This is a genomic window from Clostridium cuniculi, from assembly GCF_004353185.1.
GTDB lineage: Bacteria > Bacillota > Clostridia > Clostridiales > Clostridiaceae > Clostridium > Clostridium cuniculi.
Window position 1 is genome coordinate 22,312 of record NZ_SMUS01000043.1, and the last position, 8,231, is coordinate 30,542.

The window sequence follows — 8,231 nt, forward strand, 5'->3', positions numbered from 1 at the left end:
TTAAATGATAACTTGCTCTGTAGATTATTTAAGTTTAAAGTTTTTTTGGAGCAAGTTTATAAACAAGAATTAATGCTATTAAAGCATAAATAATAGTTACTAATATTACAGTAAGAGTAAACCATATAGACTGTGTATTTACTTGAAGACAAGTATATGCAGCTATGTAAACTATAAATGAAGCTATTTTATAAATAGGGCTTTTAATAGTTAATTGAGATGTATATGGCTGAGTAATATAGTATAAAAATAAATAGTGTATAGAGAAAAAGCAAGATAATGTTATTATACTAATGAATATAGGAACAAATCTTACAATGTCACCATTTGTAAGCAGTAATACTAATGATAGCCCAAACCCAATACATATTGCAGGAATTAAATTTAATATAATAGTTATTTTTAATCTAGATTTAAAATTAGATAATATAATGTTGGCTTCTCTATAAAAATTATATCTAAGTAAACTATTATCACAATTAAAGAAAAATGCTTTAGTTATCTTTTCACCAATTGAGATACAATATAAAATAAAAACAAGGAATCCACTTGAACTTAAAATAATTGAAGATAAAGTTTTATGAGACTCAGGTGTTGTTATAGATAATATTGAAGCTGCTATAGATAAGATACCTATAATAATAACTCTATGTTGAATGGGAGTAATTATTATTTTTTTATGTCTTTCAATAAATTTAGCATTTAAATAATTAAGTCCATGCTTTTCTTTATGCTTATCATTTTTTAAATCAAGTTTGGATAAGTTTTTTTCGTTAAGTTTTACATCCATAAACAGTGCTTCAGAAGAAACTGTATTTAATGTATTAAGATCATTTTTAGAAATAATATTTCTAGATAATAAAGAGTATTTTTTATAACTAAATAAATAAAAAAATGATATCATTGATAAAATAAAAAAAATAATTATAAATTGAACATTAAGTAATAGTTTTTTTGAATCAAATAAAAAACCTATAAATGGCCCTCCATATGCAGTAACTAATGAAATTAGAATAACAGGAAGAATAAAGTACCATTTATTTGATAGTTGAAAGTTAAAATAGTTATAAAATAATATATATAAAGCTTGAGCAATACTTCTAAATGCAATAAATTCTAAAGTAATTATTAGTGATTCAATAAATGTACAATTTAATAGCATAATAGGAAATATAAAATATATTAAATATTCAAAGTATGAAAATAATATTTCACTTAAATAATATTTTTTTGGATTTACTCTCATTAAATTAATCATATAAAAATCAGTAAGAATATTAGCTGTAAATTGATTATTTAATAATGCTCCAATTACAAAGCTTAAAAAGAAAAATATATGAAAATTAATGGATGAAACATTAATATCTGTTTTTTCAGCTATAAACATAGCTGGAATCATAATCATTATAAAAATATATAAAAATTTCTTAGCAAATCCAAATAAAAAGCTAAAAATTCTAATTATGATACTAAGTACAAACTTAAGCTCTCCAGTATTATAAATAGTATTAGGTATTTTTTTGCCTAAAATCGGAATTTTTTTTGTATAATAAATCAACATATTAATTTTTTGAGCAAGAGAAATTTCGTATGTTTTAAAAAATACTTTAAACATGGATGTCCTCCTTTAAAATATCCATAATTTCATTTTCAAAATTATCGCTTTTTAAGATGTTGTTATCAATTAAAGAAAGTTTTCCATCTTTTAAGATTACAAGCTCATCACATAAATCTATAGCTAATTGAAGTATGTGAGTTGAAAATATTAATATATGATCTTTTTTTATTTCTTTAAGTAAATTTTTTATTTCTAAAGCAACGACAACATCAAAAGAAGTAAGTGGCTCGTCTAATAGTATAATATTTGGCTTAGTAATTAAGTAACAAAGCATTTGTATTTTATTTTTCATACCAAATGAATATGATTTAATTAATTTATGTCTATCATCTTCTTCAATTTTTATAAAGTCTAAATACTCTTCAACTGTAAGCAAATTCTTTATTTTATCCTTATGAATATCTATATAAAATTTAATAAATTCGTAACCTGTTAAGAAGTCAGGAAGTACAGGATCAGAGTAAACATAACCGATATTAGATGAATCTATATTTTCTTCTAAACCTTCAGTATTGATAAGTGATATATTTCCAGAATCTAAAGAAAGCTCTTCGCTTATACAGTTAAATAAAGTAGTTTTACCAGCACCGTTCCTACCAAGAAGTCCATAGATTTTGCCTTTTTCAAAAGTAAAATCTATGCTATTTAGTATTTTTTTGTTATCAAAATTTTTAGTAATGTTATTAAGTTTAAGTTTCATAGGTTCCTCCAATGTTTATAAGTTTATATAGTGGAAATTATATTATTTTACAGAAAAAAATGTAATAAAATGAAATTATATATAAATAATAACATGGATTGTTTAGAGATTAAATTATAAATATTTACAAATAAATAAATCCACAACATACATAAAAGTATAAATTGTGGATTTATTTTATATTAAAGAATTGTATATCTATTTACAATCAAATTTACTAGGTTTTGCGTTGTCTTGTATATCCATTAAAGCTTCACCAAATCTTTGATAGTGAACAACTTCTCTTTCTCTCAAGAAACCTAAAATCTTTTTAATTTCTGCATCATCTGTTAAGTTCATTAACCATTCATAAGTTGCTCTAGCTTTTTGTTCAGCAGCCATATCCTCATGTATATCAGCAATGACATCGCCTTTTGCTTGGATATAAGTTGAGGTCCATGGATTACCTGTTGCATCTGTATAAAATAATGCTTTACCATGATCAGCATAGTGTCCAGCTAATCCAGCAGCTTTTATTTGTTCAATAGATGCATTTTCCATTAATTGATAAACCATTGTTCCAAGCATTTCAACGTGTCCCATTTCTTCAGTTCCTATATCTGTTAGTAATCCCTTTGATTTGTTTGTTGGCATTGTATATCTTTGATTTAAATATCTAAGAGCAGCTCCTAATTCCCCATCAGGACCTCCGTATTGTGTTATTATTAGTTTTGCCATATTTAAATCACAAGATTTTAAATTAATAGGATACTCTAAAGTTTTAACATAATACCACATAAATTAATCCTCCCTGTTACTTGAATTTTCCCAAGGCCAAGGAGTATCAATCCAGGCATCAGGGTTTTGAATATAAGCTGAACCAAAATTACTTAATGGGCCATATGATTGTTCATAGTCCCAAATTAACTTTCTTAGTTTGGAAGAAATTAATTTATAGTCGTCTATTGCATCTTTGCAGTTAGGAAAATTATCTAAATATAAGTTTAAATCTATAGCAAAAAATTGTAATTTTCTAATTGCATCTAAACACTCATGTTGATTCATTTTTTTGCCTCCTCAGAATACTTAATAGCACAATAAGGACTATATATATCCTTAAATATTGTTCCTGCATAGAATGCAGAATTTATATCAAATAAATTTTGATAAGGTTGTAGAGCAATACATGCTTTTGCATAAGTTTGAGGATCAAAAACTTTATAAGATTCATAACAGTTCTTTTTAGTGTTAGAGCAAGCAATGTTACATGATAATTCAGATGGATCGTTTATGCAATCATTGCAGTCTATACAGTCATCGATTCTTTTATAGTACATAATAGTATATCCCTTCGTTAAATTCTCTATATAATACTTTATGTAGAAAATTGAAAAAAAGTGATAAAAAATTATATTTTATAAAATTTTACTTTCTTTATGACCACAATGGTCACATTTAAAATAAATTTTCCCATGAACATTATTATCATATCCATATTTATATTCATTCATTTCTTCACCACAAACGGGGCATACTAAATTAGTATTATTATTTTTATTTGAGAACATAGAATTTTCATCTCCTTATAATAAATATTTTTAATTTAATACCTATTATGAAACAACATGTTAAATTTATCAAATACAAAAATTATATTTTTTATAAAAAAGAAAAAAATGTATAAAATTGTGTTAAAATACACTTATATAGTATATAAAGGAAAATAAATAAAAGAGAGGATATAAGATGGAGGTAAAATTAGATATTTTCCAAACCATGGCTTTAGTAACTGTTGTATTTTATTTAGGAACATATCTTAGAAAAAAAGTGAGATTTTTATCTAAGTATTGTATACCAGCACCTGTAGTTGGTGGACTTTTATTTGCCTTAGTTATGTTATTTTTAAAGGTAACTAATTTAGCAACTATAGTAATAGATACAACTTTACAAAATTTATTTATGACTACATTTTTTGCTAGCGTAGGTTTCACTGCAAGTTTCAAAATATTAAAAAATGGTGGAATAAAGGTAGCTATGTTTTTAGGTATAGCTGTACTTTTAGTTATTTCACAGGATATAGTTGGAGCTATATTAGCAAAGGTATTTAATTTGAATCCTTTATTAGGATTATGTACAGGTTCAATTTCTATGGTTGGAGGACATGGAACAGCTGGTTCTTTTGGACCACTTTTAGAAGAGCTAGGAGTTAATGGTGCTACAACAGTTTCTTTTGCATCAGCAACATTTGGATTAGTTATGGGAAGTTTTATAGGTGGGTTTGTAGCTAAAAACTTAATAGAAAATTATAAGCTTAAAACACCTAAGGAATCAAAAGATCACTCTATTCCACTTAGTGATTTTCATGAAGATAATCAAGCAGTACTTTGTCATCATAAGCTTATGAATGGTTCAGCTTATCTTTTTTTTGCAATGGGATTAGGCTCAATTATATCTAAGTTTATTCAGGATACAGGACTAACATTTCCATCATATATAGGAGCTATGATTGCAGCTGCTATTATAAGGAATGTTTGTGATATAAGAAAGCTAGAAATTGAGGAAAAAGAAATAGAAGTAATAGGAAACATTAGCTTAAGTTACTTCTTATGTATAGCTTTAATGGGATTAAAGCTTTGGGAGTTATTTGATTTAGCGTTACCACTTGTTGTTATGCTACTTGCTCAATCAGTACTTATGGCTATATTTGCATATTTTATTACTTTTAGAGTTATGGGAAAAGATTATGATGCTTCAGTTTTTGCATCTGCAAGTTGTGGATTTGGAATGGGTGCTACTCCAAATGCAGTTGCAAATATGGATGCACTTTCAGCTAAATTTGGGTTTGCACCAATACCATATTTTGTAGTTCCTATTGTAGGAGCACTTTTTGTAGACTTTGTTAATTCTGCTGTTATTACTTTATTTATAAACATATTAAGATAATCATTATAAATTAAGAGAAAAAAGTATAGTGTTAAATAATTATTATCACTATGCTTTTTTCTTTCAAATAAATAGTGAATATTGCTTAATAGTTTATAAATTGGACAAAATAGGATATAATAGTACCTAATATAACTTTAAGAAAAGGTAGGTGTTTTAAAATGTATAAAGCATTAATTGATGAGTATTTTAGTAAAAATAAAGATGCTATGTTAAATGATATATGTAAAATGATAAGAATAAAAAGTGATAGACAAGAAGCAAAGGAAGGAATGCCTTTTGGTGAAGGGGTAGTTAAGGCTTTAGAGGAGGCTTTAAATATTGCCAGCAATATGGGGTTTGAAACTAATAACTATGATAATTATGTAGGAACAGTTGATTTTAATGATAAAGAAAAAGCTTTAGATATACTTGCTCATTTAGATGTAGTTCCAGCAGGTGATGAATGGACAGTGACTGAACCATATAATCCAATAATTAAAGATGGTAAATTATATGGAAGGGGAGCTGCAGATGATAAAGGGCCAGCTATAGTTGCTTTATATGCATTAAAAGCAGTAAAGGATTTAAATATTCCATTAAGTAAAAATGTTAGACTTATATTAGGAACAGATGAGGAATGTGGAAGTGCTGATATTGAGCATTATTACAAGATAGAAAAAGAAGCACCTATGACTTTTTCACCAGATGCAGATTTTCCGGTTATAAATGTGGAAAAAGGTGGATTAAAGGGTAACTTTAAAGCCGAATTTAATGAAGATAATGCAATACCAAGAGTTCTATCTATAAATTCAGGTGTTAAGGTTAATGTTATTCCAGATAAAGCAGAAGCAGTTATAGAAGGCTTTAATAAAAAAGAAATAGAAAAGTATATTGAAAATGTTACAAATAAATCTGGAGTAAAATTTACTGTCAATGAAGAAAATAATAAATGTATTATAAATGCTAGAGGAATTGGTGGTCATGCCGCTTATCCAGAAAGTGCTAATAATGCATTAACAGCTATATTAGAATTATTGTCATCTATGGACTTTGCAGAATCAGAAGGATTTAAAAGAATATGTGCTATAAGCAAGTTATTCCCACATGGAGATTATAAAGGAGATGCTATTGGTGTTAAAATGAGTGATGAAGTTTCTGGAGAATTAACTTTATCATTTACTATTTTTGAATATAATACTACTGGATTAAAAGGTACATTTGATTGTAGAGCACCACTTTGTGCAAATGATGAAAACTTAAGAGATGTTATTTTAAAAAATTTAGATAAGGTAGGAATAGTATTAGAACCATGTAATGTATTTGAAGGTCATCATGTTGATGAAAATTCAGATTTTGTTCAGACTTTATTAAGATGTTATGAGATGTATAGTGGTAAAAAAGGAGAATGTATTGCTATTGGTGGTGGAACTTATGTACATCATTTAAAAAATGGTGTTGCATTTGGTTGTACAATGCCAGGTACTGATAATAATATGCATGGTAATAATGAATTTGCAGTTATAGATGAGCTTATCCTTAGTGCAAAAATATTTACCCAAGCAATAATAGAACTTTGTAAATAAAAAAATAGTTTATATAAAAGGAGCTAAAAATATGCAAGCATATGAAAGATTAATAAAATACGCAAAAGTATATACAACATCTGATCCCAAATCAGAAACTACACCATCAACTAAAAGACAATTCGATTTAGCTAATATATTAGTTGAAGAAATGAAGGAAATTGGTATTCAAGATGTTAAGTTAGATGAAAACTGTTATGTTTATGGAGTTATTCCAGCAACTAAGGGATATGAAGATAAGTCTAGCATTGGATTTATTGCACATATGGATACGGCACCAGCAGCACCAGGAGAAAATGTTAATCCTCAAATAGTAGAAAATTATAATGGTGAGGATTTAACATTATTAAATGGAACAGTTCTTTCAGTAGAAAAATTCCCACATTTAAAGAATTTAAAAGGAAGAACTTTAATTACAACAGATGGAACAACTCTTTTAGGAGCTGATGATAAGGCTGGTATTGCTGAAATAATGACAGCTTGTGAAAGAATAATAAATGAAAATATACCTCATGGTAAGATATGTATAGGATTTACACCAGATGAGGAAATTGGTAGAGGTGCTAGTAAGTTTGATGTTAAAAACTTTGGTGCAGAATTTGCATATACAATGGATGGTGGAGTAGAAGGAGAAATTTCCTATGAAAACTTCAATGCTTCCGCAGCAACAGTTGAAATTCATGGTGTTTCTGTTCATCCAGGTTCTGCAAAAGATACGATGATTAATGCAACAAATGTAGGAATTGAATTTGATAGAATGTTACCTCAAGGTGAAAAACCAGAACATACTGAAGGATATGAAGGTTTTTATTATTTAGAAAGCTTTAAAGGAAATACTGATAATGCTGTATTATCATATATATTAAGAGATCATGATGCATGTAAGCTTGATTCTAAGAAATCTACATTACGATTAATTGAAAAATTATTAAATGAAAAGTATGGAGAAGGCACAGTAAAATTAACAATTACAGATCAATACAAGAATATGGCTGAACATGTTAAACCTTGCATGCATTTAATTGATAATGCCAAAGCTGCAATGGAGATTTTAAATGTTACACCTGTAATTGAACCAATCAGAGGTGGTACTGATGGAGCTACTTTAAGTTATATGGGATTACCTTGTCCTAACTTAGGAACAGGTGGATATGCATTCCATGGAGAATATGAGCATATTACTGTAGAAGGAATGGAAATTGCTACAAATATAATAATTGAAATATTAAAGAAATATGCTGAATAAATTAGCAGATAAGGTATGAATTTTAGCAGAGTAAGTAATTACTCTGCTTATTTTTGTATAAATGAATACTACCTGCTGTGCAGGTATGTTCAGAGTAGCTTAAGCGGTGAGTATATAAAAAAACTCCTTTTGTCAATAATTAAAAAAGGTTCGCAGCCAAATTTAATAGACAAAAGGAGG

The 8,231-nt window shown here is 27.4% G+C and carries 9 protein-coding genes; 3 read left to right on the top strand and 6 right to left on the bottom strand.

What is annotated here, in order from left to right:
• Positions 1-34: 34 nt before the first annotated feature.
• From EJJ37_RS16880 to EJJ37_RS20425, 6 genes are all read right to left on the bottom strand, one after another.
• On the bottom strand, positions 35-1,615 hold the full coding sequence (locus tag EJJ37_RS16880) for a hypothetical protein (RefSeq protein ID WP_133016661.1): 1,581 nt from the start codon (positions 1,613-1,615) through the stop codon (positions 35-37).
• Positions 1,608-2,318, bottom strand: a complete 711-nt coding sequence (locus EJJ37_RS16885) for an ABC transporter ATP-binding protein (RefSeq protein WP_133016662.1) — start codon at positions 2,316-2,318, stop codon at positions 1,608-1,610. The genes EJJ37_RS16880 and EJJ37_RS16885 overlap by 8 nt, the downstream gene beginning before the upstream one ends.
• A 198-nt stretch (positions 2,319-2,516) precedes the next feature.
• Positions 2,517-3,095, bottom strand: a complete 579-nt coding sequence (locus EJJ37_RS16890) for a manganese catalase family protein (RefSeq protein WP_133016663.1) — start codon at positions 3,093-3,095, stop codon at positions 2,517-2,519.
• A 3-nt stretch (positions 3,096-3,098) separates the two neighbouring features.
• Entirely contained in the window at positions 3,099-3,362 is a 264-nt protein-coding gene (locus tag EJJ37_RS16895) for a spore coat protein CotJB (RefSeq protein ID WP_133016664.1), read from the bottom strand.
• Positions 3,359-3,634: a spore coat associated protein CotJA gene (locus EJJ37_RS16900; RefSeq protein ID WP_133016665.1), complete on the bottom strand. Its 276-nt coding sequence runs from the start codon at positions 3,632-3,634 to the stop codon at positions 3,359-3,361. Before EJJ37_RS16900 ends, EJJ37_RS16895 begins: the two co-directional genes overlap by 4 nt.
• 78 nt (positions 3,635-3,712) lie before the next feature.
• Entirely contained in the window at positions 3,713-3,865 is a 153-nt protein-coding gene (locus tag EJJ37_RS20425) for a hypothetical protein (RefSeq protein WP_166484818.1), read from the bottom strand.
• A gap of 178 nt (positions 3,866-4,043) precedes the next feature.
• Between EJJ37_RS20425 and gltS the strand changes: the two genes are divergently transcribed.
• From gltS to pepT, 3 genes are all read left to right on the top strand, one after another.
• Complete coding sequence (gene gltS / locus EJJ37_RS16905) at positions 4,044-5,240, top strand: sodium/glutamate symporter (protein ID WP_133016666.1); 1,197 nt, start codon at positions 4,044-4,046, stop codon at positions 5,238-5,240.
• A gap of 161 nt (positions 5,241-5,401) precedes the next feature.
• Complete coding sequence (gene pepV / locus EJJ37_RS16910; RefSeq protein ID WP_133016667.1) at positions 5,402-6,805, top strand: dipeptidase PepV; 1,404 nt, start codon at positions 5,402-5,404, stop codon at positions 6,803-6,805.
• 31 nt (positions 6,806-6,836) lie between these two features.
• Positions 6,837-8,051, top strand: a complete 1,215-nt coding sequence (gene pepT / locus EJJ37_RS16915; RefSeq protein ID WP_133016668.1) for a peptidase T — start codon at positions 6,837-6,839, stop codon at positions 8,049-8,051.
• Positions 8,052-8,231: the final 180 nt, after the last annotated feature.

Coding starts and splice junctions, on each gene's coding strand:
- pepT (WP_133016668.1), top strand. CDS start 6,837: ATGCAAGCATATGAAAGATTAATAAAATACGCAAAAGTATATACAACA.
- gltS (WP_133016666.1), top strand. CDS start 4,044: ATGGAGGTAAAATTAGATATTTTCCAAACCATGGCTTTAGTAACTGTT.
- EJJ37_RS16895 (WP_133016664.1), bottom strand. CDS start 3,362: ATGAATCAACATGAGTGTTTAGATGCAATTAGAAAATTACAATTTTTT.
- EJJ37_RS16880 (WP_133016661.1), bottom strand. CDS start 1,615: ATGTTTAAAGTATTTTTTAAAACATACGAAATTTCTCTTGCTCAAAAA.
- EJJ37_RS16885 (WP_133016662.1), bottom strand. CDS start 2,318: ATGAAACTTAAACTTAATAACATTACTAAAAATTTTGATAACAAAAAA.
- EJJ37_RS20425 (WP_166484818.1), bottom strand. CDS start 3,865: ATGTTCTCAAATAAAAATAATAATACTAATTTAGTATGCCCCGTTTGT.
- EJJ37_RS16900 (WP_133016665.1), bottom strand. CDS start 3,634: ATGTACTATAAAAGAATCGATGACTGTATAGACTGCAATGATTGCATA.
- EJJ37_RS16890 (WP_133016663.1), bottom strand. CDS start 3,095: ATGTGGTATTATGTTAAAACTTTAGAGTATCCTATTAATTTAAAATCT.
- pepV (WP_133016667.1), top strand. CDS start 5,402: ATGTATAAAGCATTAATTGATGAGTATTTTAGTAAAAATAAAGATGCT.